We start from the raw sequence: 22,506 nt of genomic DNA on the forward strand, positions 1-22,506 counted from the left end.
AACCCTTTTAATGCCGTGTCACATTCACCGTTGACAGCGGCGCAAAACCAATTCTATTGTCCGCCACCATGAAAACGGCACTCATTCTCGTAGTAGGAAAGCGCGTGGGCAAGGCGGTGTAACCGCCGGGCGAAAACCTCCCATACGCAGACACAGGCTCCCTCGGGGGCCTTTTTTATTGCCCGAAACACGACTAAACGACCAGCAATCGCCCGATGGCGGACAGTACGGGACCAGACCGATGAGCAGTGGACAGAACGAGCGGCGCGAAATGACTGGCGCCGAAATGGTGGTGCAGGCGCTGAGGGACAATGGCGTCAAGCATGTTTTCGGCTATCCGGGCGGCGCGGTTCTCCCGATCTATGATGAAATCTTCCAACAGGACGAGGTCGAGCACATCCTCGTCCGTCACGAGCAAGGCGCGGGCCATGCGGCGGAGGGCTATGCGCGCTCGACCGGCAAGGCCGGCGTCATGCTGGTGACATCGGGGCCGGGAGCCACCAACGCGGTGACGCCGTTGCAGGATGCGCTGATGGATTCGATCCCGGTGGTCTGCCTGACCGGTCAGGTGCCGACCTCGCTGATCGGCTCGGACGCATTCCAGGAATGCGACACGATCGGCATCACGCGGCCCTGCACCAAGCACAATTGGCTGGTGAAGGACGTCAACGAGCTCGCGGCAATCATCCACGAGGCTTTTCACGTCGCAACGACAGGACGTCCCGGTCCGGTCGTCGTCGACATCCCGAAGGACGTGCAGTTCGCCAAGGGCATCTATGTGCCGCCACAGACGGCGCCGCGCACGAGCTATCAGCCTAAGGTCCAGGGCGACCTGGAAAAGATCAAGGCGGCGGTCGAGCTGATGGCTAACGCCAAAAGGCCAATCCTCTATACCGGCGGCGGTGTCATCAATTCCGGCCCGGAAGCCAGCCATTTGCTGCGCGAACTGGTCGACCTCACCGGCTTCCCGATCACCTCGACGCTGATGGGCCTGGGCGCCTATCCGGCGTCGGGCAAGAACTGGATGGGCATGCTCGGCATGCATGGCACCTACGAAGCCAATATGGCGATGCATGATTGCGACGTCATGGTCTGTATCGGCGCGCGCTTCGACGACCGCATCACCGGCCGGCTCACCGCGTTCTCGCCGAACTCGAAGAAGATCCATATCGACATCGATCCGTCGTCGATCAACAAGAACGTCCACACCGATGTGTTCATCATCGGCGACGTCGGCCGGGTGCTGGAGGATCTGGTGCGGCTGTGGCGGGCGACCGCCAAGGCCGACAAGAAGGCGCTGCACCCATGGTGGGAGCAGATCGCGAAATGGCGGGCGCGGGATTCGCTCGCCTATAAGATGAACCACGACGTGATCATGCCGCAATATGCCGTCCAGCGGCTCTACGCGCTGACCAAGGACATGGACACCTACATCACCACCGAGGTCGGCCAGCATCAGATGTGGGCGGCGCAGCATTATCATTTCGAGAAGCCGAACCGCTGGATGACCTCCGGCGGGCTCGGCACGATGGGCTACGGCCTGCCGGCGGCGCTCGGCGTGCAGATCGCGCACCCGGATGCGCTGGTCATCGACATTGCCGGCGACGCCTCGGTGCAGATGACGATGCAGGAGATGAGTGCCGCTGTGCAGCACGAAGCGCCGATCAAGATCTTCATCCTCAACAACCAGTATATGGGAATGGTGCGGCAGTGGCAGCAGCTTCTGCACGGCAACCGGCTGTCGCATTCCTACACCGAAGCGATGCCGGATTTCGTCAAGCTTGCCGAAGCCTATGGCGGCCACGGCATCCGCTGCGAGAAGCCGGACGAGCTGGACGACGCGATCAAGGAGATGATTTCGGTGAAGAAGCCGGTGATCTTCGACTGCCGGGTGGCCACGCTTGCCAACTGCTTCCCGATGATCCCGTCGGGCAAGGCGCATAACGAGATGCTTCTGCCTGACGAGGCGACGGACGAGGCGGTGGCCAATGCCATCGACGCCAAGGGCAGGGAACTGGTGTAACGCCTAACGCCCAAGCCGAGGCAGGGCTGTCGGAAGAAGCCGTGTGGAAACAGAAAAACAGCTCAAAAGTTTGAAATCGAGATATGTCATGAACGCACAGCTTCAACCGACCGGCTCAGCCTACTTTATCGCCAAGGAAACGGAAAAGCCGGAGACTCACACGCTTTCCGTGCTGGTCGACAACGAGCCGGGCGTGCTGGCCCGGGTCATCGGCCTGTTTTCCGGACGCGGCTACAACATCGAGAGCCTGACGGTTTCCGAAACCGAGCATGAGAAGCATCTGTCGCGCATCACCATCGTGACGCGCGGCACGCCGCATGTGCTGGAGCAGATCAAGCACCAGCTCGAGCGCATCGTGCCGGTGCACCGTGTCGTCGATCTCACCGTACGCTCGCATGAGCTCGGCCAGGACCGGCCGCTGGAGCGGGAGCTCGCGCTGGTGAAAGTGGCCGGCACGGGCGAAGGTCGCGTCGAGGCGCTGAGGCTGGCCGATGCCTTCCGCGCCAGCGTCATCGACGCCAACACCGAGCATTTCATCTTCGAGATCACCGGCAAGGGCTCCAAGATCGACCAGTTCATCGCCATCATGAAACCGCTCGGGCTGGTCGAGATCTGCCGGACCGGCGTGGCGGCGATGAACCGCGGCCCACAGGGGATGTAATCATCCGGCGCTTAGGGTCCAGTGCTCTGGCACCGCCTGTATTTATTCTGTCGCGTTGATCCTGACCTTCTGGCCCGGCTGCCGCCGTAAGGTGGCCTTTGTGCGTCTGAGGTAAAAGGACAACATTGCTGACCTGCTTGGGAGAAGCCAATGACCCTCGATGCATTTCTTGCCCTGCTGGTCTATGCCTTCGTGACTTCGATCACGCCGGGTCCGAACAACTTCATGCTTTTGGCTTCCGGCGTGAACTTCGGTTTCGCCAAAACCATTCCGCACATGCTGGGCATCAGCATCGGCTTCCTTGTGCTGTTGCTTGCCGTCGGCTTCGGTCTGGGCGTGGTGCTGGCGGCATTTCCGGTTCTGCACACCGGATTGAAGATCGCGGGCGGCGTCTACCTGCTCTATCTCGCCTGGAAGATCGCTGTGTCGCGTTCGCTCAGCGGAAAGGACGAGGCCAAGTCGCGACCGATGCGGTTCATCGATGCGGCAGCGTTCCAGTGGGTCAATCCGAAGGCGTGGGTGATGGCGATCACCGCCATGGCCGTCTATGCCATTCCGGAGCATCCGTTTCTCTCGGTGGCGTTGATCTCGATAGCGTTCACCGTCGTCAACCTGCCGAGCGTTTCGGTGTGGGCAGGTTTCGGCACGGCGCTGCGCGGTTTTCTGTCGGATCCGGTACGACTGAAATGGTTCAACATCGCTATGGGCGTGCTGCTGGCGGCGACGCTGTGGCCGATGCTTCGGTAGTTGTCGCTTTGTTGTGCACTGCTTCGGCGCCTTCTATTCTATTTGGTGAAACCGCGGCACGAGGCTGCGAGTTACACCAGATATGACCACCGAACCACGGCGTGTCGAAGGCTTCTTGAAGTTGCAAGGCGAGCCGCAGAGGGCGGCAGCGGAATAGAAGCCGCAAGGTCGTCGGTGCGCCCGATGTCTGCTGGCCCAAGATGCGGCGCTTGCGGTGGGATGCTTGCAGCCGTAATTTGCGGCGATGTCCCACAGCCACAATCACGATCACGACAACGAGCTTGATCCTTTTGCCGCCCGGGTGCGCGCGCTGGAGACGATCCTCACCCAGAAAGGGCTGATCGATCCGGCTGCGATCGACGTGATCGTCGACACCTATGAGACAAAAGTCGGCCCGCGCAACGGCGCCAAGGTGGTGGCCAAGGCGTGGGTCGAGCCGGACTTTGCCGCCTGGCTGAAACGCGACGCGACGGCGGCGATCGGCTCGCTCGGCTACACCGGCCGGCAGGGCGAGCACATGCAGGCGGTCTTCAACACGGCGGACACGCACAACCTCGTCGTCTGCACGCTGTGTTCCTGCTATCCGTGGTCGGTGCTCGGCCTGCCGCCGGTCTGGTATAAGGCGCCGCCCTATCGTTCGCGCGCGGTCATCGATCCGCGCGGCGTGCTCGAGGAATTCGGGCTGATCTTGCCGGCAACGACAAAGATCCGGGTGTGGGATTCTACCGCCGAGCTGCGTTACCTGGTCGTGCCGATGCGGCCGAAGGGCACCGACGGCTGGAGCGAGGAGCGGCTGGCGGATCTGGTGACGCGCGACGCGATGATCGGCACCGGACTGGCGCGGGAGCCGGCATGAACGGGCCGCAGGATCTCGGCGGGCAGATGGGGTTCGGGCCGGTCGCGCCCGAAAAGGACGAACCCTGTTTCCATGCCGACTGGGAAAGGCGGGCGCTTGGCGTGACCTTGTGCGCCGGCGCCATGGGCGCCTGGACCATCGACGAGAGCCGGCATGCGCGGGAATCGCTGCATCCTGCCGACTATTATGGCTCGAGCTACTACGAGATCTGGATCAAGGCGCTCGAGACCTTGCTGAAGCGGCACGGCTTCGTCAGCGACCGCGATCTGGCCGCGGGCAAGGCGGTTGATCCAGCGGCGACGCCAAAACGGGTGCTGAAGTCCGAAAACGTGCCGGCGGTGCTGGCCATGGGCGGCCCCTGCGACCGGCCGGTTGCCACACCGGCGCGGTTCATGGCGGGCGACCTCGTGCGGACGAAGAATTTTCATCCGACCGGCCACACAAGGCTGCCGCGCTACGCACGCGGCAGGCAAGGCGTCATCGAGGCGATACGCGATGGTTTTGTCTTCCCCGATACCAATGCGCACGGCGAGGGCGAGAACCCGCAATGGGTCTATACGGTGGCTTTCGACGGCGCCGAAATCTGGGGCGAGGGCGCCGACCCGACGCTGACCGTGTCGATCGACGCTTGGGAGAGCTATCTTGAGCCGGCGTGAGGCGAAGTCGGCCACCGCCACGCTGCCGGCGGGCGTCGATGCGCCGGTGTTCGCAGAGCCATGGCAAGCGGAAGCCTTCGCCATGACGGTCGCGCTGCACGACAAGGGCCTGTTTTCCTGGAGCGAATGGGCGGACGCCTTGTCCGCCGAGGTCAAGAAGCCGGGTGCCGCAAGCGATGGCCACGATTATTACGAGCACTGGCTGGCGGCGCTGGAAAATTTGCTGTCGGCCAAAGGCGTTGCCGGCAAGGGCGATGTCGATACGCTGGCCGCCGCCTGGGAACGCGCGGCACACGCAACACCGCACGGCAAGCCGATCCTGCTCGAGAACGATCCCAGCCCGACCGAAGGTCGTGGCGGCCCGACCGGCTAGGTCGTGGCGGCTCGACTTCGTTCTCTTTACGTTCCGATCTCTGCCTGATAGCTTGTGTAATCGGGGCGATTGGCCCGCCGCCGATGATCTTGGTGGCGGTAGTCGTCGGCCTTGTCTTTCCCTCGCGAATCCGGTCTCTCGCGCTGATGGAATTCTCTCCTCAACAGGACGATGCGCTGAAAGCGGTCGCCACCTGGCTCAAGGCCGGAAAGCCGCAGCTCTTCCGGCTGTTCGGCTTTGCCGGTACCGGCAAGACGACGCTGGCGCGCTATTTTGCCGAGCATGTCGACGGCCAGGTGCAGTTCGCCGCCTTCACCGGCAAGGCGGCGCAGGTGCTGCGTTCCAAGGGCGCGGTCAACGCCCGCACTATCCATTCGCTGATCTACCGGCCGAAGGGCGAGGAATCGGTGGCGGACGAGGTGACCGGCAAGACTTCGATGTCGCCAACCTTTTCGCTCAACCGGCAGAGCCCGATTTCGCGGGCCAAGCTCGTGGTCATCGATGAATGTTCGATGGTCGACGAGCAACTCGGCCGCGACCTGATGAGTTTCGGCACGCCGATCCTGGTTCTCGGCGATCCCGGCCAGTTGCCGCCGATCTCGGGCGGCGGCTTTTTCACCGACCATGAGCCGGATATTCTGCTCACCGAGATCCACCGCCAGGCGCGCGACAACCCGATCATCCGGCTGGCGCTGGACGTGCGCGAGGGCCGCGAATTCATGCGCGGCGACTATGGCACGGCGCAGGTGATTGGCAAGGAAGACGTCACCCAGGAACTGGTGCTGAAGGCGGACCAGGTGCTGGTCGGCACCAACAGGACGCGGCGTCGCTATAATCAGCGACTTCGCGAACTGAAAGGGTTCAATGCCGACTTTCCACAAGCGGGCGACAAGCTCGTCTGCCTGCGTAACGACCCGGCCAAGGGGTTGCTCAACGGCTCGTTGTGGAAAGTAATGACCTCGTCGCGCGAGACGGTGAAACCCGGCATCAATTTGCTGGTCTCACCGGAGGAGGACGATCCGGACCGCGGCGTTGCCAAGATCAAGCTGCTTAAAGCGGCGTTCGAGGACCCGGACGCCGACATTCCCTGGCAGCAGAAAAAGCGCTTCGACGATTTCGACTATGGCTACGCGCTGACCGTGCACAAGTCGCAAGGCTCGCAATGGAACGAGATCGTGCTTTTCGACGAAAGCTGGGCGTTCAAGGAAACCCGCCAGCGCTGGCTCTACACCGCGATCACGCGCGCGGCCGAACGGCTGACGATTGTCAGATAGGGTCGATCCCGCGTCACCATCATGACCCTGCTGGCATCACCGGCGCACTAATCGGCTTGGCACCCAGCCATTCCCAGGCGGCCGCTTCGTCCTCTGCCTCGAAATGCCTGATCTCGACGGGCGAGGAGCCAGGCAGCAAGCTCTGTGCGCTGGGTACCCAGTTCGGCTCGCCGACCGCAGCGCAGCGGCCGACATGCTCCACGGCATGGGCCGTTCCCTGTTCAAGCGTTTCGTCCGACACTTCGGCCCAATCGACGCCTTCATGGTCGATCAGGCGCACCATCACATCGATTTTCGGGTGCAGCGCGTAGGCCGCCTCCAGCAATCCGAACAGGTTTTCCGCATCGGCCGCCGTGACATGGCCGACGACGTCGATGGCGAACAGGTCGTCGCGGTCGGTGTCGATGCGGCGAACCGCCGGCACGTCTTCAAGATAATTCACGGGTCTTCCTCTTGCTGGATATTATACCTCCCTCTGGAACACCGGAAACCCCCTGTCTGTTCCCGCCAAAGGCGGTATAGATGGCCGCAAATACATCCGGACCCGAGAAGCCATGCCTGCAAAACTCTCCGTCAATCTCAATGCCATTGCCATGCTGCGCAACCGGCGCGACCTGCCGTGGCCAAGCCTCATCGGGCTCGGGCGCCTGGCGCTGGCCGAGGGCGCGCATGGCCTGACCGTGCACCCGCGGCCCGACGAGCGGCACACCAGGCATTCCGACTTGCCGGAGATCAGGGCGCTGATCGACGACGAATTCCCCCAGGCGGAGTTCAACATCGAGGGCTATCCGAGCGAGGATTTCCTGGCGCTTGTGGAAAAGCACCAGCCGGAGCAGGTGACGCTGGTGCCCGACGACCCTGCCCAGGCCACCTCCGACCATGGCTGGAACTTCGTCGCCGAGACGGCGTTCCTGACACCGATCGTCAAACGCCTGAAAAAGGGGGGCTTTCGCGTGTCGTTGTTTTCCGACCCGGATCCGGCAGGCATGAAGGCCGCGCGCGACACCGGCGCCGACCGGATCGAGCTCTACACCGGTCCATATGGCAGCTATCATTCCGATTCGGCAAAAGCGGCGAAGGAGCTGGAAAGATTGGGAAAAACCGCGGATGCCGCGCTTGCCGCCGGGCTTCAGGTCAATGCCGGGCATGATCTGGTGGTGAACAACCTGCCGGCGTTGGCAAAGCGCATCCCGGCATTGGCCGAAGTGTCGATCGGACATGGGTTGACAGCCGATGCGTTGGAGTATGGCATGGCCGGTACGGTCAAAAGATTTCTGAGGGCCTGTGGGTGGTAGAGATGGAAGCCTCGCTTTGCGGACATGGCAGCCATCACGTTGGGGCACTTGATATTGCATCGCAGCAAGCGTAGAGCACCGCGCGCTTATCGGAGTGTCGTCCATGGCCCTTACCAACAGTGGTAGTGAGGCAGAACCCGTCGAACAATCAAGCCATCCTGAGGTCGAAAAGCACAGTACCAAGGTTTTGATGCTGGGCGCGCTGGGCGTGGTCTATGGCGATATCGGCACCAGCCCGATCTATGCGCTTCGCGAAGCACTGCATGCTTCGTCCGGCACCGATCCGCGCAGTGCCGTTCTGGGCATTCTGTCGCTGATCGTCTGGGCACTGACGATTATCGTGACAATCAAGTACGTCGCCTTCGTGCTTCGGGCGGATAACAAGGGTGAAGGCGGTACCCTGTCGCTTATGGCGCTGGCGCGGAAAGCCTATCCGGCTGGTTCCGGCATCATTCTTGTCATCGGTCTGTGTGGAGCCGCACTTTTTTTCGGCGACGCGATCATAACGCCGGCCATTTCGGTGCTTTCAGCGGTGGAAGGGCTGAGCGTCGTGACCCCGGCGTTCGATCCATATGTGGTTCCCATTACATTGGTGATTCTTGCCGTCTTGTTCGCCGTGCAGCGCTTCGGGACCGGCAGAGTGGCCTCGGTTTTCGGGCCGGTGACGGGGCTCTGGTTCCTGGCGATCGGCATTGCCGGACTGATGCACATTAGCGACGATCCGTCGGTGCTTTTGGCAATCAACCCCTATTATGCTGTCGCCTACCTTGCCGAGGCCAAAGCGGGCGCGTTTCTCACCGTCGGCGCGGTTTTCCTGGCGGTTACCGGTGCCGAAGCGCTTTACGTCGATCTCGGACATTTCGGTCGCCGACCAATCGTGCTGGCGTGGTTCTGGATTGTCTTTCCCTGCCTGCTGCTCAGCTATTTTGGGCAAGGCGCATTCGTTCTTGCTCACGGCGGCGTGCCCGACAATCCGTTCTTCCAGATGCTGCCGGATTGGGCACTGATACCGATGGTCGGGCTCGCAACGGCGGCGACTGTCATCGCCAGTCAAGCCGTTATCTCCGGGGCGTTTTCGCTGACCCGGCAAGCGGTGCAGCTCAATCTTCTGCCCAGAATCGAAGTTCAGCATACTTCCGAGATGCAGCTTGGCCAGATTTACATGCCACGCGTGAACCTCATTCTCGCGCTCGGCGTAATGCTGCTCGTCGTCGGCTTTGGCAGTTCGAGTTCGCTCGCTTCCGCCTATGGAATCTCGGTGACAGGCGAGATGCTGATGACGACGATTTTGCTGTTCGTGGTGATGCGGTGGCAATGGAAATGGCAGACCGCGCTCGCTGCGACGCTGGCGCTGCTGTTTGGCACGATAGACACGGGCTTCTTCCTGGCGAATATTGTGAAATTCATGGAAGGCGGATGGGTTTCAATCGCTGTCGCCTGCATCATGGGGCTGATCATGGGGACCTGGATACGCGGCAGCCGCTATCTGTTCGACAAGACGCGCAGGAACGAGATTCCGCTCGATTTCCTTGCCGCCAATTTGTTGAAGAAGAAGCCGCAGCTGGTGTCCGGCACGGCCGTGTTCCTGACCAGCGATCCGGTCAGCGCGCCGACTGCGCTGATGCACAGCCTGAAGCATTACAAGGTGCTGCACGAACAGAACGTCATTCTTTCGGTGGTGACGGCGCAGCAGCCGAAGGTGCCCGATAGCGAGCGGGTCAAGATGGAAACGATCAACGAACTGTTCATGCGGGTGACGCTGACCTTCGGCTATATGGAGCAGCCCAACATCCCGCGTGCGCTGGCGATCTGCCGCAAGCAGGGCTGGAAGTTCGACATCATGACAACGTCCTTCTTCCTGTCGCGGCGCTCGCTCAAGGCGTCACCCAATTCCGGCATGCCGGTGTGGCAGGACAAGCTGTTCATCGGGTTGGCGCGCACGGCAGCGGATGCGACCGAGTATTTCCAGATCCCGACCGGACGTGTGGTTGAGATCGGAACGCAGGTGGCTATCTAGGGGCGGCGCAAAATAATGAGCCGTTCCGTTGCGATCCTTCGCGCCCCCCTCTGTCCTGCCGGACATCTCCCCCACAAGGGGGGAGATCGGCAGCTTCGGCCTTACATTCTTCCTGCGACGCTGAAGATTGGCGAAAGCCTCGGTGACGGCCAATCTCCCCCCGTGTGGGGGAGATGTCCGGTAGGACAGAGGGGGGCGCTGTCCCGCCGGCTTCGAAAGTCCGGCACTCTCATCTCTGGCTCAGCCGGCCAGAGCTGCCTTGTTCGCCTCGAGGAAATGCCTCAACGATTTCGGTTTCCTGCCTGAAAGTGTCTCGATCGCGTCGGTCACCATGCCGATGCGGCCGGAGCGCGTGTTGGTGTCGAAGGAAGTGACGACGGGGGCGAATCCCTCGGGAACGCCTGATGCCTTCAGGCCCTCGGTCAACGCCTCGTCCGAAAGCTGGACGACCTCGATGGGCTTGCCGGTGACGTCGGTCACCAGCGCTGCGATCTCGGCGACCGTATGGGCCTGCGGACCCGTTAGCGTGTAAGTGGTGCTTTCCGAAACGCCCGAAGCAAGGCCGGCGGCGATTGCCGCGGCCATATCGTCGCGAGCGCCATGGGCGATGCGGCCGTCGGCCGCCGATGTGTACCACTGCCCCGAGGCAATGGCGTGCGGCAGCGACATGAACAGGTTCTCCTGATACCAGCCGTTGCGGAAGATCGTGTAGGGGATGCCGCTCGCCTTGATCGCCTGCTCGGTACCGTAGTGATCGCCCGCAAACAGCACCGGCGATCCCGGCTCGGGATTGGGCATCGAGGTGTAGAGCAGATGCGAAACACCGGCCTTCTTGGCAGCTGCGACTGCATTCTCATGCTGCTTGAGGCGCTTGCCCCCAAGGTCGATCTCGCCGGTCGAGATGATCAGGACCCTGCCGGCGCCCTTGAATGCCTCGACGAGCGACGCCGTGTCATCGAAATCGGCTTGCCTGATGGCAACGCCGCGCGTCGCCAGGGCGGCGAGGTTTTCCGGATTACGGGTGGCGGCGATGATGCGTGCGGGCGGAACCTTGAGCGTGTCCAGCAGATGATGGATGACGCCGCGGCCGAGCTGGCCGGAGGCGCCGGTGACGAGAAGGGTTTCGGTCATGGGAAGTCCTGTCGGTGCGCCGGAGCGGCGGGTGCTTATATAAGTCTCAAAAAGAGACCAGCACTAAAATAGGAATTGACCGATCTCCGTAAAGAAGGCAGTTTTGCGGGAGGTAGGCAGGCGCAGGGAACCAGCGATGGACGGCAAAATCGTCGGTCTGAGATCGAAACTCGAGATTTACAAAGCGGGCAGCGGCGGGGGCAACATTGCGGACTGTCCGGTTCGCGATGTGATCCAGGGTATCAGCAACAAATGGAGTTCGCTGCTGATGATGGCGCTGGCCGAAAAGCCCTACCGGTTCGGCGAATTGCGGCGGCTGGTGCCCGACATTTCACAGCGCATGCTCACCCAGACGCTGCACGATTTGCAGCGCGACGGCTACGTCCATCGCGAGGTGTTCCCGACCAAGCCGCCGAGCGTCGAATACAGTCTGACCGATCTCGGACGCTCGATGTTCGGACCCCTGCACCAGCTGCTCCAGTGGGCCGAGCTCAATCATGGCGCTGTGCGCGACGCGCGGAACGCTTTCGACGCTACCGAGACCTAACCATCAATGCCAGGAGTGGCAATGCCAAGAGCGACGGCTTGATTTGGCGATACCGCTGAAGATCGATGGTGGCTGGAACCGTGGTCGATCCGTTCAGGCGGATCGGGATCAAGGAAGCGCAGTGGCCGCCTCGTTGCGGCGGGTGAGGTTCGAAAGATGTGAACCCTTCGCTTGCAGGAATGCAAGAAGGCGCTGTGGGTAATCCGGGGCGACAGCGTCCTTCACCGACTTGCGTTCGTGCAATCGCTTCCGCCAGGCCTCGACACGCGGCTTTCCGCTCAGGATGCCGAAATCGCCGATCCGATCGAAGGCGTCGAAATAGCGGAAGATTGGTCCATAGACAGCATCGACCAATGAAAAGCACTCGCCGGCGAACCATGGCCCAGCTCGGCCAGCCGCCAGTTCTATTTCGAGACGATCGAACATTGCCGACAGACCTTGGCTTTCGGCAAGGAAGGCGGCCTCGCTCGGTGCAGAATAGAGTCGGCCGATGGCGTTGAGGATGGCCGAACCGAACTCGATCCAGGCGCGATGCCGGGCACGGGCCAGCGGGTCGGGAGGGTGGAGTGGGTTGGCCAGCGTTTCCTCAAGGAATTCGAGGATGACTGCCGATTCGAAGATCGCGGTTTCCACGCCATTCTGCTGGACGCGCAACAGCGGTACCTTGCCGAGGGGCGATATCGCCTTGAACCAGGCCGGCTTGTTGGCGAGATCGATGGTGAGGCGTTCGAACGGCACGTCCTTTTCGGCGAGCGAGATCGCCGCACGCTGCACATAGGGACAAAGGTGATGGCTGACGAGAACGAGCTTGTCGGTCACCAGGCTGCCCGTCTCCGGGATGTCGGCGACCTTGCAGATTTCATGTTTCATGGCAGTGCTCCGATATCAATGCAGTTGCATCTATATAAATGCAATTGCATCGACTGTCAATCTTGATGCAATTGCATCTATCGCCTATACTGCAATCATGACGGAGAAAGCCGACCCTTCGCCCGCGGCCATCAAAGCCTGGGCCCGCCTGATGCGCGTTTCGCGCCAGCTGGTGGAAAGAGCCGAAGACGCGTTGAAGGACAGCAGCTTACCGCCGCTTGCCTGGTACGACGTGCTGCATGAGCTTGCCGAAGCGGGCGAGGGCGGCTTGCGGCCGTTCCAGCTGATCGAGCGCACACTGTTTGCGCAATACAACATCTCCCGGCTACTGGCGCGGCTCGAAGCGGACGGGCTGGTCGAGAAGCTCAGGGTTGCCGATGACGGTCGCGGACAGACGGTCCGCATTACGGGGAAGGGGCGCGAGACGCGCCGCCGCATGTGGGCCGTCTACGGACGATCGATCGCGGAGCTGGTCGGTGCCAAGCTTTCCAATGATGACCTGGAAACCCTGTCGGCTCTGCTTGGACGGCTACGCCATCCGGCCATGCCGGAGTGATGTGGCCCTTGGCGCTGAAGATCGGTTGTAGCGACGTCAGGCACTACCCCAGAGGAATGCCAGTGCCGCCAGAACGCCAAGCGCGACGCGGACCAGATGCAGATTACCCCATTTGACGATCAATGCCCGGGCCTTTGGATTGACGGCGGCCGCGTCCATCGCCTCCAGCAGTCGGTTTGTCGGCATCATTGCGATCAGCGTCCATGGCCAGGGCAGGATGATCAGCACCGCCCCGACCAGATAGGCGAGACTGCCGGTCTGCCACCGGGCAACGACACCAAGAACACAGGCGACAACGGCGATCGACGCCTGCATAGCGGCGCCGCGCTTGTAGGCGGGCTGCCATTCCTGCAGCAGTGCACGGTCATCGAGGCGAAGCCGCGCCGGCTGCTCGGCGACGCTGATGTAGATGGCGGCGCCAGCGAAAGCGGCGGTAACAGTCAATGCAAGCAGGCCGACGAGCATTTTTCTCTCCGCGCCACGCCGTTCCTGTAAGGCCGTTTCAGTGAAGGCCATTCCGGTTTGGAAGACGTCAAAAACGGAGATAGTGCTTGCACCGTTTTCGACAATACGCCATAAATGCACCGAACCGTAACGTACGGTACGGCCTTGAGCGAACGTCGCCATCATCGAGCAGGAAAAGAGTTTGTTGCAGGCAAGCGTTGACATCGACACCGGTGAAGCGCTGACGGAGCGGCAGAAAGCCGTGCTCGACGCCGCACTTCGCCTGCTGGTCGAGGAGGGCGATCAGTTGACCATGACCGCGGTGGCGCGGCGGGCGAGCTGTTCCAAGGAAACGCTCTACAAATGGTTCGGCGATCGCGACGGGCTTTTGACAGCAACGGTGCAATGGCAAGCGTCCAAGGTGCGAGTGGTGCCGGTCGACCGCAGGGGGCTCGACCTTGCTTCGCTGACGGCGAGCCTCGAGCGCTTCGCTTCGGATTGGCTCAAGGTGATTTCCAGCGACACCTCGATCGCGCTCAACCGGGTGGCGGTTGGCCGTGCCGGCCCAATCCGGCGCAAAGACGGCAAGGACGATCTTGGCGCCATCGTGCTGGAGAACGGCCGCTTCGCGCTGGCCCGGCGCCTGAAGCCGGTGCTGGAGGCCGGCCGGCAGGCCGGGATTATCGAGTTCTCGGATGCCGAAACGGCATTCCGCACCTTTTTCGGGCTGGTCGCCCGCGATGTGCAGATCCGCCTTCTGCTGGGCGACCGGCTGGAATTGACTGATGCGGGGATCGGCGGCGATGCCGTCCGGGCGACGCAGCAGTTTCTCGCTCTTTATGGAGCAAAAACCGGGCCGCAAGGCCCCCTAGAGCCGGATGATTTTAGGTCAAGTCGACCTGAAATCTGAATCCGGCTCTAAATCAAAGAGATAGAGCATGATGTCGTCCGAAAACCGCTTCACACTTTTCGGCATCATGCTCTGAATTCAAAACGGGAAGGAAAGAAAAATGCGTGTCTATTACGATCGCGACGCCGATCTCAACCTGATCAAGGGCAAGAAGGTAGCCATCATCGGTTATGGCAGCCAGGGCCGGGCGCATGCGCTCAACCTCAAGGATTCCGGCGTCAAGGATATCGCCATCGGCCTCAAGGCCGGCTCGGCAACCGCCCAAAAGGTCGAGGCCGACGGGCTCAAGGTGATGAGCGTGGCGGAAGCCGCCAAATGGGCCGACCTGATGATGATGGCGACGCCGGACGAGCTGCAGGCCGACATCTATAAATCCGAGATCGCACCGAACATCCGCGATGGCGCGGCGATCGCCTTCGCCCACGGCCTCAACGTGCACTTTGGCCTGATCGAACCGAAGGCCTCGGTCGACGTCGTCATGATCGCGCCGAAGGGGCCCGGCCACACGGTGCGCGGCGAATACCAGAAGGGCGGCGGCGTGCCGTGCCTGGTCGCCGTCAACCAGGATGCTTCGGGCAATGCGCTCGATCTGGCCCTATCCTATGCCTGCGGCGTCGGTGGCGGTCGTTCGGGCATCATCGAGACCAATTTCCGCGAGGAATGCGAGACCGATCTGTTCGGCGAGCAGGTTGTGCTGTGCGGCGGCCTGGTCGAACTGATCCGCGCTGGTTTCGAGACGCTGGTGGAAGCCGGCTACGCGCCGGAGATGGCCTATTTCGAGTGCCTGCACGAGGTCAAGCTGATCGTCGACCTGATCTATGAAGGCGGCATCGCCAACATGAACTACTCGATCTCGAACACCGCCGAATGGGGCGAATATGTTTCGGGCCCGCGCATCATCACCGCCGACACCAAGGCCGAGATGAAGCGCGTGCTGAAGGATATCCAGACCGGCAAGTTCACCTCGGAATGGATGCAGGAATACCGCGCCGGCATGTCGCGCTTCAAGGGCATCCGCCGCAACAACGACAGCCACCAGATCGAGGAAGTCGGCGCCAAGCTGCGCGCGATGATGCCGTGGATTTCGAAGAACAAATTGGTCGACAAGGCCAAGAACTGATCGAAAGCCACATTTATTTCCTTGCGCGTCCTCGGGCTTCGTCCTGCGGGCGCGCGGGAGATTTCGAAGAACAAGCTGGTCGACAAGGCCAAGAACTAATTTGCAATTTCATCATTGCACAGAAAAGCCGGCGGTGTGGTCCGCCGGCTTTTTGTGTCCTGGATCTGTTGTTCCGGATACGAATTTGCGAATTAACGTTTTAGCCGTAGTGCCAGTGGGGCTTTGGCTCGGTGCCGGTGAACATGATGCCGATGCGGTCCTCGCGGCGCCAGCGGACCACTGCTTTGTAGGCGATGCCGTCGGTCGGCACATAGAGCAGGAACTCGTCGGGCACGCGTGCGTCGATCGAGACCTTCAGCTCGGCGCCGCCGTCATGCATGTTGCGCACTGTGCACGTGACCTCGGAATTGGTCATGCCGGTCAGGATCGTCGCGCCCTTGAAGACGCGCTGCCTGCGTTTGTCCCTGTTTTCGTCTTCAGCCATCGCGCGCCCAATCCCCGGCGATCGTCGCATTTCATGTGGTGCGATCGGCAAGGTAATTAGGCCTGCCTGATAAACATAGCGTTATCATCGCTCAGAAAGGGCGGAAAGAGCTTCACAAGAAGTGGGCCAAATGAAAACGGCGCCCCGACGCGCGGCGCCGTTTCGAGTTGACCAGTCGCTCCGCTCAGCTGTAAGGGGACCAGCACTGCTGGCGCGGACCGCCATAGGGCTGGAACGTGTTGTCCCAGGCGCGATATGACCGGTAGCGGTCGTAGCACCAGCGGACATGGGCGCTGGAAAGTCTTTGTGTGCGATACTGACGCCGGCGCGGGTAGTAGCTCGGATCATAGTAGCTCGGCCCGCTATAATAGTTGTAGGCGGGCAGCCCGAGGCCGAGGCCGAAAAAGATCGCGGAATCGTTGAAATGACGGCGATGATGACGACGGTGGCGCCAGCGCCAGTCGTCGTTGTCGCCACGCCATCTCCAGGCTTCGTTGCGACCGCGCCATCTCCGATGATCACCGCCGCCCCGCCACTCCCGGGCGCCGTGCCGATTGCGCCAGCGCCATTGGCTCTGCAACCGCCTGTCGTTGCCGCCGGCCCAACTCTCGCGGACCGGCACAATGTCGGGGGCGACAGCGTTGGCCGGCACCGGCAGTACGGATCTGGCAATTGGGCCGGCAAGCGAGGGGGCCGACAGGCCGGCCAGAAGACCCAGCGCCAGCAGCCCGGATCGGACAGAAAAAGAAAAGAGCGGTTTCATTGCACTCTCCAAGAGACTTCAGGCCCCACGCCCGGCGAGGAACAATGTCATTCATGGAACTTCGCGCCTGAACGGAGGATGAACGGAAAGGTTTCGTCAACCATGACGGGCAGGGCAGGCCCTTGTTTTCGAGCGCGCATGTGGGCAAAGGTCACCGCCATGTCGCTGCGCCTCGCCACCTTCAATGTCGAAAACCTGATGAACAGGTTCGATTTTTCCGGATACCGCAACCAGCTCAACGAAGATCGCACGCTGGCGCTGTTCGACATCCAGAGCGAGGCCGAATACAAGATGCTGGAGCAGGCGCGGGCGATCGCGCAATCCGACGATACGCGGCAATTGACGGCGCTGGCCATCGCGGCCACCCGCGCCGACATCATCTGCATGCAGGAGGTCGACAATATCGAGGCCCTGAAAGCTTTCGAATATGGCTATCTGTTCAAGATGGTCGGGCATGGCTACCGGCAGAAATACACCACCGCCGGCAATGATTCGCGCGGCATCGACCTCGCCGTGATGATGCGCAACGAGACCGCGCAGGGCCAGCCGATCGAATTCGTGCGCATGACAAGCCACGCCTATGTCACGTTCGAACAGTTCGGCCTGCACACGCCGGAACTGGCAGCGTTTGGGCATCAGGCCAACCAGCGCATCTTCCGGCGCGACTGCCTGGAAATCGACCTGACTGTCGGCGGCGTGCCGCTGACGCTTTATCTGGTGCATTTCAAGTCGATGGGCTCGCCCCGCAACGGTCTCGACGGGCGCCAGGCGACAATGCCGCTGCGCATGGCCGAGGCGCAAGCGGTGCGCCGGATCATCGAGGAGCGTTTCGGTGGGGATCACGCTGCTGACAAAAGCTGGGCGATCTGCGGCGACATGAACGACTATCGCCAGCGCGTGAAGATCTCCGGCGACGCCTTTGACGGCTACCGCTTCGAGGTGATCGATGAGAGCCAGTCCTGCCTCAACGTGCTCACCACCGGCGGCTTTTGCGAGAATGCGGTCGAGCGACGCCCGGAGATGGATCGTTGGACTTTATATCATACGCGCGGACCGCAAGAGCGGCATCTGTGCCAACTCGACTACATTCTGTTGTCGAAGGGTCTGGCAGCCAAGAACGCGACGGCCGTTCCCGACATCATCCGCAATGGCCAGCCCTGGCGCACGATTTTTCCGGCGGGCCAGGAGGTGGACCGCTTTCCGCGTGCCGGCTGGGACCGGCCGAAGGCGTCGGATCATTGTCCGGTGGCGATCACCCTGGACATAGGTTGAGGATCGTTCCGTTGAGCTTCGACCTGCCGCGCAACATCATCTTGCCGGTCGACGCCGTCGACGTCAGGCTCGACCCTGGCCCGCATCCGTTCGAACGCGACAATGCACAAGCGATCGCCGAGAATTGGCGGCGCGAGACCGCGGCCAATCCGGCGCTGTTCGACGGCACCGTGGTGCTGCTTTCGGCGCTCAGTTATCGCGACAACAGCCTCGTCGGCCGCTGCCATGCGGTGCGCTACTCGACCTTCATGCTTTGGCGCGGCAACCGGCAGGTGGCTGGGGCCGAGCACGCCTATGCCCATGCCATGCTGGTCGCCGGCGACAATGCGCTGGTGGCGATCCGCATGGCGCGGCACACGGTCAATGCCGGCCGCGTCTACTTCGCCGCCGGCTCGTTCGAGCCGACCGATTTCCGCGACGGCCTTGTCGATGTCGATTTCAACATGATCCGCGAAGTGCGGGAAGAAACCGGCCTCGACCTTGCCGACGTGACACGCGGCAGGCGCTACTATGCCCTGTCGACGGCAACCGGCACGGTGATCTTTCGCCGCTATCGCGAGACGGCATCCGCCGACGAGGTCGCGCAGCGCATTAGTGCCTTTGTCGCGGCCGAGGCAGAGCCGGAAATCGACGGGCCTGTCATCATCCGCAATGCCGATGACCTGCCGGACGGGCTTATGCCGCACATGAAGCCACTGATCGAGTGGCATTTTGCCGGCAAGGACTAACGTATCGACCGAAAATCGGAATCGATTTTCGGAAAGCACGAAGCGCAGATTCTTCAACGTGTTAGAACGTACTTTTGTGCGTTCAAGTGGGAGCACGTCGCTCTAACGACGCATTTTGTTTTCGACGGTTTTGCGGTCGTTGCGGGCGGCGACGAAAAACAGCATGACGCCGATACCCAACAGCGCACCCATCGCCGTTCCCATCGTCTGACCGACAACCTGCTGGAAATCGGCGGTGACATGATCGGGGTTGGCCATGCCATAGCTGGCCAAGTACCACCAAAGGCCCGCCAATGCAGCCTCGATGATCACCGTCACCAAAGCCACTCGCTCTTTCCTGCTCATCCCACTATTCCCCCCATATCGCCCAAGGCGATTGCTATCACCGCGGATTGTTTCGCGACAGAGGCAGGGTGAGGGCAATGTCAATAATTTTGGGGAACGGCTGAAGGGCGGCGCACGCTCCGCCGCGCTATTCATGCCTGAGCGCGTCGATCGGATCGAGCCGCGCGCCGCGCAGGGCCGGGAAGAAACCGAACACCATGCCGATCAGCGCCGAGAAGCCGACAGCGAGCAGGATCACTGCCGGGCTTGGCGCAAACGGGATCGCCAGCGTCAGCGAGGCGAGGCCGGCCAGCGCCAGGCCGATCAGGATGCCGATGATGCCGCCGAGCAGCGACAGCACGGTCGCCTCGACCAGGAACTGGATGAGGATGTGCTTTTCATGCGCGCCGATGGCCAGCCGGATGCCGATCTCGCGAGTGCGCTCGGTGACCGACACCAGCATGATGTTCATGATGCCGATGCCGCCGACCAACAGACTGACGCCGGCGACCGCGCCCAGCATGCCAGTCATCGTCGTGGTGGCGCTCGCCATGGCGTCGGCGATCTGGGTCATGTCGCGTATCGAGAAATCGTCTTCGCGGTCCGGCGTGATGCGGCGTGTGTCGCGCAAAATGTCCTCAACGCGTGGCAGCAGCTCGGTGGTCGGCGTCCGGTCGTCGGCGGCGACGTAGATCGAGTCGATATCGCGGTTGCCTGCAATGCGCCGTTGATAGGCGACGAGCGGCATCAGCACCACATTGTCCTGGTCCTGGCCGAAGCCGGTGTAGCCCTTCGGCTCGAGCAGCCCGATGATCTTGCACGAGGTGCGGTTGACGCGAATGATCTCGCCTTCGGGGTCGCCGGCGCCGAAGAACTGCTGGCGCACGGTTTCGCCGATCAGGCAGACGCCGGTACCCGAGCGGATTTCCGAATCGCTGAACGGGCGGCCCGAAACCAGCTTCCAGTCGCGCGCATCGAGATAGGCGCTGTCGGTGCCTGTGACACCCGACGTCAGACTTTCGGTGCCGAAGATGACGCGGACCTGCTTTTGCGAGGCGGGCGAGATGGCGCGGGCGCCGCTCAGATGGGTGACAAGCGCGGCAAGTTCCTTGCTGCCGAGCGGACGGGTGGCCTGGTCGAGTCCTCCGGGTCCGGCCGGGCGGCCGGGACGAACAACGAGCAGATTGCTGCCGAGCTTCGAGATATCGGCCTTTACCTTTTCGGTGGTGCCCGAGCCGATGGTGAGCATGGCGATGACGGCGGCGACGCCGATGACAATGCCGAGCAGCGTCAGGAAAGAGCGCAGCACGTTGCGGCGGACCGAAAGCAGCGAGAGGCGGACGGTTTCCCAGATCATGGTTACACCACCTCGAGATTCATCGCGTCGGAGGCGACGTGGCCATCAAGGAAGCGAACAGTACGCTCGGCATAACCAGCGACGTCGGCCTCGTGCGTAACCATGGCGATGGTCAGGCCAAGCTCGGTGTTCAGCCGCGTCAGGAGCTCCATGATCTCGTGCGTGCGGGCGGTGTCGAGATTGCCGGTCGGCTCGTCAGCGACGAGCAGTGTCGGCCTGGTGACGATGGCGCGCGCGATTGCCACGCGCTGCTGCTGGCCGCCGGAAAGCTCGGCCGGCGTGTGGTGCTCGCGGCCGACAAGGCCGACTTCGTCCAGCGCCTTCATGGCGAGGTCGTGACGCTCGCGGGCGGCGACGCCGCGATAGATCAGCGGCAGCTCGACATTCTCCACTGCCGTGGTGCGCGGCAGGAGATTGTAGCCCTGGAAGACGAAGCCGACATAGAGATTGCGCAGCATGGCGCGGCGGTTGCGGTCGAGGCGGCCAGCATCGATGCCCATGAAGCTGTAGGTTCCGGCGGTCGGCGTGTCGAGGCAGCCGATGATGTTCATCGCCGTCGATTTGCCGGAGCCGGACGGTCCCATGATGGCGACGAATTCACCGCTGCGGATGGCGAGGTCGACGCCAGCCAGCGCATGGACCGTGGCCTCGCCGTGGCCATAGCTTTTCCAGACCTTGTCGAAGGTGATGAGCAGCGAGCCTGACATGATTTCAACTCCGCTGCTGCGCGGTGATGACTTGCGCACCTTCTTCGAGACCGGAGGTGATCTCGGTCAGTTCGCCATCGGTGGAGCCGATCTTGACGTTGACCGGCCGAGGCCGGCCATTCTCCAGCACGTAGAGCGTGCGCGAGCCGTCGGTAGGCTGCGCCGTCGCCTGGCGCTGGCGGTTGCTGCCGGGACGGCCCATGCGGCCCGTGAACAGGTCGCTCAGGCTCCACCCGCGGGCGGCTGTTTGCGCCGGCCGATAGCGAAAGGCGATGGCCGGCACCGTGAGCACGCCCTTGGCCTGCTTGGTGACGACCGAAACGGTGGCAGTCATGCCGGGCCGCAACAGAAGCTCGTTATTATCGACCTCGAACCGCGCGTCGTAAGTGACGACGCCGTCGGTGGTGATCGAAGCATAGGAGATGTCGCGGATCTCGGCATCGAACGGCCGTTCCGGAAAAGCGTCGACGGTGAAGCGGGCATGCTGGCCAGGCTTGACCGCGCCGATGTCGGCCTCGTCGACCGCTGCCTTCAACTCCATGTTCCTGAGGTCGGCGGCGATGACGAACAGCACCGGCGCCTGCAGCGAGGAGGCAACCGTCTGGCCGGGATCGACCGAGCGCGTCAGAACGATGCCGTCGATGGGCGCATAGATGGTGCTCTTGGCGAAGTCCGTCTGCTGTGCCTTGAGATCGGCATTGGCGATGGCAAGACTGGCTTTGGCGCTGTCGAGCGCTGCCTTGGAGCGGTCGCGCGTCGCTGTCGCAGCTTCAAGCGACTGGTCCGTCGCCATGCCGCGCTTGGTGAGTGCCGCCGCGCGCACAAGCGCCCTTTCATTTTCGGTGAGGGTTACGGTGGCGGTCTCGACATTGGCGGCCGCCGCCTTGGCGGAAGCCTCGGCGCGCTCGATCTGCACCTCCAGCTTGGCGGTGTCGAGCGCCGCCAGCACATCGCCCTTCTTCACCTGCTGGTTCTCGCTGACCGCGACCGAGCGGACGACGCCGGACAGTTCGCTTGAAATGTCGACCTGGGTGAGGGGCTGCAGCGTGCCGGTGGCCGATACTTCGACCGTGAGATCGGCAACAGCGGCCGGCGCCGTGGTATAGACGACCTTGGCTGGAGACGCGGCGTACCATTGGTAGCCGGCGAAGCTTGCGGCGATGACGACCAGCACAAGCATGCCATAAAGCCAGCCGCGACGCCGATTCTTCTTCAGACCCAGGTGGTCAAGCCCGAGTGCCGTCTCTATGTCGGAGGTGGATTCCGTCTTTGGCAGATTGACAATCTGGTCCACGCCGGACCCCTATAAACAGTGATGATCCCATCAGTGCACAGATCAGGCCTAATGGTTCAAATATCAAATTAAATTTCGCCCATGTTGGGATTGAGGC

General features: G+C 62.2%; 25 protein-coding genes. 15 read left to right on the forward strand and 10 right to left on the reverse strand.

Translation table 11 applies throughout. The annotated features are described in order from the left end of the window. The first annotated feature begins 241 nt into the window (after positions 1-241). From AC0L25_RS02185 to AC0L25_RS02215, 7 genes are all read left to right on the forward strand, one after another. Complete coding sequence (locus tag AC0L25_RS02185) at positions 242-2,023, forward strand: acetolactate synthase 3 large subunit (RefSeq protein WP_473594005.1); 1,782 nt, start codon at positions 242-244, stop codon at positions 2,021-2,023. An 88-nt stretch (positions 2,024-2,111) separates the two neighbouring features. Continuing rightward, positions 2,112-2,684 (forward strand): acetolactate synthase small subunit, encoded by a 573-nt coding sequence (ilvN, locus tag AC0L25_RS02190; protein WP_029351349.1) that lies wholly within the window; start codon positions 2,112-2,114, stop codon positions 2,682-2,684. A gap of 150 nt (positions 2,685-2,834) precedes the next feature. Next, positions 2,835-3,431 (forward strand): LysE family translocator, encoded by a 597-nt coding sequence (locus AC0L25_RS02195; protein ID WP_473594006.1) that lies wholly within the window; start codon positions 2,835-2,837, stop codon positions 3,429-3,431. A 244-nt stretch (positions 3,432-3,675) separates the two neighbouring features. Further along, a complete protein-coding gene (gene nthA, locus AC0L25_RS02200; RefSeq protein WP_473594007.1) occupies positions 3,676-4,287 on the forward strand; it encodes a nitrile hydratase subunit alpha in 612 nt (203 codons plus the stop codon). Further along, complete coding sequence (gene nthB, locus AC0L25_RS02205; RefSeq protein WP_473594008.1) at positions 4,284-4,943, forward strand: nitrile hydratase subunit beta; 660 nt, start codon at positions 4,284-4,286, stop codon at positions 4,941-4,943. The genes nthA and nthB overlap by 4 nt, the downstream gene beginning before the upstream one ends. After that, complete coding sequence (locus AC0L25_RS02210) at positions 4,930-5,316, forward strand: nitrile hydratase accessory protein (protein WP_473594009.1); 387 nt, start codon at positions 4,930-4,932, stop codon at positions 5,314-5,316. Before nthB ends, AC0L25_RS02210 begins: the two co-directional genes overlap by 14 nt. A gap of 146 nt (positions 5,317-5,462) precedes the next feature. After that, positions 5,463-6,590, forward strand: a complete 1,128-nt coding sequence (locus AC0L25_RS02215; RefSeq protein WP_473594120.1) for an ATP-dependent DNA helicase — start codon at positions 5,463-5,465, stop codon at positions 6,588-6,590. A gap of 19 nt (positions 6,591-6,609) precedes the next feature. On the opposite strand, the gene AC0L25_RS02220 is transcribed toward AC0L25_RS02215, so the two are convergent. After that, entirely contained in the window at positions 6,610-7,032 is a 423-nt protein-coding gene (locus AC0L25_RS02220) for a SpoIIAA family protein (RefSeq protein ID WP_473594010.1), read from the reverse strand. Positions 7,033-7,144: 112 nt separating this feature from the next. Between AC0L25_RS02220 and AC0L25_RS02225 the strand changes: the two genes are divergently transcribed. After that, positions 7,145-7,885 (forward strand): pyridoxine 5'-phosphate synthase, encoded by a 741-nt coding sequence (locus AC0L25_RS02225; RefSeq protein WP_473594011.1) that lies wholly within the window; start codon positions 7,145-7,147, stop codon positions 7,883-7,885. Between the two features lie 103 nt (positions 7,886-7,988). Then, entirely contained in the window at positions 7,989-9,902 is a 1,914-nt protein-coding gene (locus AC0L25_RS02230; protein WP_473594012.1) for a potassium transporter Kup, read from the forward strand. Between the two features lie 240 nt (positions 9,903-10,142). On the opposite strand, the gene AC0L25_RS02235 is transcribed toward AC0L25_RS02230, so the two are convergent. Next, entirely contained in the window at positions 10,143-11,033 is an 891-nt protein-coding gene (locus tag AC0L25_RS02235) for an SDR family oxidoreductase (RefSeq protein WP_473594013.1), read from the reverse strand. A 136-nt stretch (positions 11,034-11,169) separates the two neighbouring features. Here AC0L25_RS02235 and AC0L25_RS02240 point away from each other — a divergent pair, with 136 nt between their 5' ends. After that, complete coding sequence (locus tag AC0L25_RS02240) at positions 11,170-11,580, forward strand: winged helix-turn-helix transcriptional regulator (RefSeq protein ID WP_473594014.1); 411 nt, start codon at positions 11,170-11,172, stop codon at positions 11,578-11,580. A 108-nt stretch (positions 11,581-11,688) separates the two neighbouring features. Here the strand turns inward: AC0L25_RS02240 and AC0L25_RS02245 are convergent, their stop codons facing one another. Next, complete coding sequence (locus AC0L25_RS02245; protein WP_473594015.1) at positions 11,689-12,450, reverse strand: glutathione S-transferase family protein; 762 nt, start codon at positions 12,448-12,450, stop codon at positions 11,689-11,691. 97 nt (positions 12,451-12,547) lie between these two features. On the opposite strand from AC0L25_RS02245, the gene AC0L25_RS02250 reads away from it, so the two are divergent. Further along, the gene (locus AC0L25_RS02250; protein WP_473594016.1) at positions 12,548-13,006 is read left to right on the forward strand and encodes a MarR family winged helix-turn-helix transcriptional regulator; all 459 of its coding nucleotides are present in this window, start codon (positions 12,548-12,550) and stop codon (positions 13,004-13,006) included. Positions 13,007-13,042: 36 nt separating this feature from the next. Here the strand turns inward: AC0L25_RS02250 and AC0L25_RS02255 are convergent, their stop codons facing one another. Beyond that, positions 13,043-13,471 (reverse strand): anthrone oxygenase family protein, encoded by a 429-nt coding sequence (locus AC0L25_RS02255; protein WP_473594017.1) that lies wholly within the window; start codon positions 13,469-13,471, stop codon positions 13,043-13,045. A gap of 184 nt (positions 13,472-13,655) precedes the next feature. On the opposite strand from AC0L25_RS02255, the gene AC0L25_RS02260 reads away from it, so the two are divergent. Together AC0L25_RS02260 and ilvC are read left to right on the forward strand one after the other, a co-directional pair. Further along, positions 13,656-14,360 (forward strand): TetR/AcrR family transcriptional regulator, encoded by a 705-nt coding sequence (locus AC0L25_RS02260; protein ID WP_473594018.1) that lies wholly within the window; start codon positions 13,656-13,658, stop codon positions 14,358-14,360. A gap of 100 nt (positions 14,361-14,460) precedes the next feature. Continuing rightward, positions 14,461-15,480 carry a ketol-acid reductoisomerase gene (ilvC, locus tag AC0L25_RS02265; protein WP_258123577.1) on the forward strand — a complete coding sequence of 340 codons (1,020 nt, stop codon included), beginning with the start codon at positions 14,461-14,463 and terminating at the stop codon, positions 15,478-15,480. A gap of 199 nt (positions 15,481-15,679) precedes the next feature. On the opposite strand, the gene AC0L25_RS02270 is transcribed toward ilvC, so the two are convergent. Then, a complete protein-coding gene (locus tag AC0L25_RS02270; protein ID WP_029352109.1) occupies positions 15,680-15,964 on the reverse strand; it encodes a PilZ domain-containing protein in 285 nt (94 codons plus the stop codon). A 184-nt stretch (positions 15,965-16,148) separates the two neighbouring features. Next, entirely contained in the window at positions 16,149-16,727 is a 579-nt protein-coding gene (locus AC0L25_RS02275; protein WP_473594019.1) for a BA14K family protein, read from the reverse strand. 159 nt (positions 16,728-16,886) lie between these two features. Between AC0L25_RS02275 and AC0L25_RS02280 the strand changes: the two genes are divergently transcribed. Together AC0L25_RS02280 and AC0L25_RS02285 are read left to right on the forward strand one after the other, a co-directional pair. After that, positions 16,887-17,999, forward strand: coding sequence for an endonuclease/exonuclease/phosphatase family protein (locus AC0L25_RS02280; RefSeq protein ID WP_473594121.1), 1,113 nt, complete (start codon positions 16,887-16,889; stop codon positions 17,997-17,999). Between the two features lie 11 nt (positions 18,000-18,010). Further along, positions 18,011-18,727, forward strand: coding sequence for a hypothetical protein (locus tag AC0L25_RS02285; RefSeq protein WP_473594020.1), 717 nt, complete (start codon positions 18,011-18,013; stop codon positions 18,725-18,727). A gap of 102 nt (positions 18,728-18,829) precedes the next feature. Here the strand turns inward: AC0L25_RS02285 and AC0L25_RS02290 are convergent, their stop codons facing one another. The 4 genes from AC0L25_RS02290 to AC0L25_RS02305 form a co-directional block, all read right to left on the reverse strand. After that, positions 18,830-19,072 carry a hypothetical protein gene (locus AC0L25_RS02290; protein WP_473594021.1) on the reverse strand — a complete coding sequence of 81 codons (243 nt, stop codon included), beginning with the start codon at positions 19,070-19,072 and terminating at the stop codon, positions 18,830-18,832. Positions 19,073-19,199: 127 nt separating this feature from the next. Continuing rightward, positions 19,200-20,408 carry an ABC transporter permease gene (locus tag AC0L25_RS02295; protein WP_473594022.1) on the reverse strand — a complete coding sequence of 403 codons (1,209 nt, stop codon included), beginning with the start codon at positions 20,406-20,408 and terminating at the stop codon, positions 19,200-19,202. A 2-nt stretch (positions 20,409-20,410) separates the two neighbouring features. Continuing rightward, complete coding sequence (locus AC0L25_RS02300) at positions 20,411-21,115, reverse strand: ABC transporter ATP-binding protein (protein WP_473594023.1); 705 nt, start codon at positions 21,113-21,115, stop codon at positions 20,411-20,413. A 4-nt stretch (positions 21,116-21,119) separates the two neighbouring features. Further along, positions 21,120-22,409, reverse strand: a complete 1,290-nt coding sequence (locus AC0L25_RS02305) for an efflux RND transporter periplasmic adaptor subunit (protein WP_473594024.1) — start codon at positions 22,407-22,409, stop codon at positions 21,120-21,122. Positions 22,410-22,506 lie beyond the last annotated feature (97 nt).

Source organism: Mesorhizobium sp. WSM4813, assembly GCF_055811555.1.

Coding starts and splice junctions, on each gene's coding strand:
- AC0L25_RS02185 (WP_473594005.1), top strand. CDS start 242: ATGAGCAGTGGACAGAACGAGCGGCGCGAAATGACTGGCGCCGAAATG.
- ilvN (WP_029351349.1), top strand. CDS start 2,112: ATGAACGCACAGCTTCAACCGACCGGCTCAGCCTACTTTATCGCCAAG.
- AC0L25_RS02195 (WP_473594006.1), top strand. CDS start 2,835: ATGACCCTCGATGCATTTCTTGCCCTGCTGGTCTATGCCTTCGTGACT.
- nthA (WP_473594007.1), top strand. CDS start 3,676: ATGTCCCACAGCCACAATCACGATCACGACAACGAGCTTGATCCTTTT.
- nthB (WP_473594008.1), top strand. CDS start 4,284: ATGAACGGGCCGCAGGATCTCGGCGGGCAGATGGGGTTCGGGCCGGTC.
- AC0L25_RS02215 (WP_473594120.1), top strand. CDS start 5,463: ATGGAATTCTCTCCTCAACAGGACGATGCGCTGAAAGCGGTCGCCACC.
- AC0L25_RS02225 (WP_473594011.1), top strand. CDS start 7,145: ATGCCTGCAAAACTCTCCGTCAATCTCAATGCCATTGCCATGCTGCGC.
- AC0L25_RS02230 (WP_473594012.1), top strand. CDS start 7,989: ATGGCCCTTACCAACAGTGGTAGTGAGGCAGAACCCGTCGAACAATCA.
- AC0L25_RS02235 (WP_473594013.1), bottom strand. CDS start 11,033: ATGACCGAAACCCTTCTCGTCACCGGCGCCTCCGGCCAGCTCGGCCGC.
- AC0L25_RS02240 (WP_473594014.1), top strand. CDS start 11,170: ATGGACGGCAAAATCGTCGGTCTGAGATCGAAACTCGAGATTTACAAA.
- AC0L25_RS02245 (WP_473594015.1), bottom strand. CDS start 12,450: ATGAAACATGAAATCTGCAAGGTCGCCGACATCCCGGAGACGGGCAGC.
- AC0L25_RS02250 (WP_473594016.1), top strand. CDS start 12,548: ATGACGGAGAAAGCCGACCCTTCGCCCGCGGCCATCAAAGCCTGGGCC.
- AC0L25_RS02255 (WP_473594017.1), bottom strand. CDS start 13,471: ATGCTCGTCGGCCTGCTTGCATTGACTGTTACCGCCGCTTTCGCTGGC.
- ilvC (WP_258123577.1), top strand. CDS start 14,461: ATGCGTGTCTATTACGATCGCGACGCCGATCTCAACCTGATCAAGGGC.
- AC0L25_RS02270 (WP_029352109.1), bottom strand. CDS start 15,964: ATGGCTGAAGACGAAAACAGGGACAAACGCAGGCAGCGCGTCTTCAAG.
- AC0L25_RS02275 (WP_473594019.1), bottom strand. CDS start 16,727: ATGAAACCGCTCTTTTCTTTTTCTGTCCGATCCGGGCTGCTGGCGCTG.
- AC0L25_RS02280 (WP_473594121.1), top strand. CDS start 16,887: ATGTCGCTGCGCCTCGCCACCTTCAATGTCGAAAACCTGATGAACAGG.
- AC0L25_RS02290 (WP_473594021.1), bottom strand. CDS start 19,072: ATGAGCAGGAAAGAGCGAGTGGCTTTGGTGACGGTGATCATCGAGGCT.
- AC0L25_RS02295 (WP_473594022.1), bottom strand. CDS start 20,408: ATGATCTGGGAAACCGTCCGCCTCTCGCTGCTTTCGGTCCGCCGCAAC.
- AC0L25_RS02300 (WP_473594023.1), bottom strand. CDS start 21,115: ATGTCAGGCTCGCTGCTCATCACCTTCGACAAGGTCTGGAAAAGCTAT.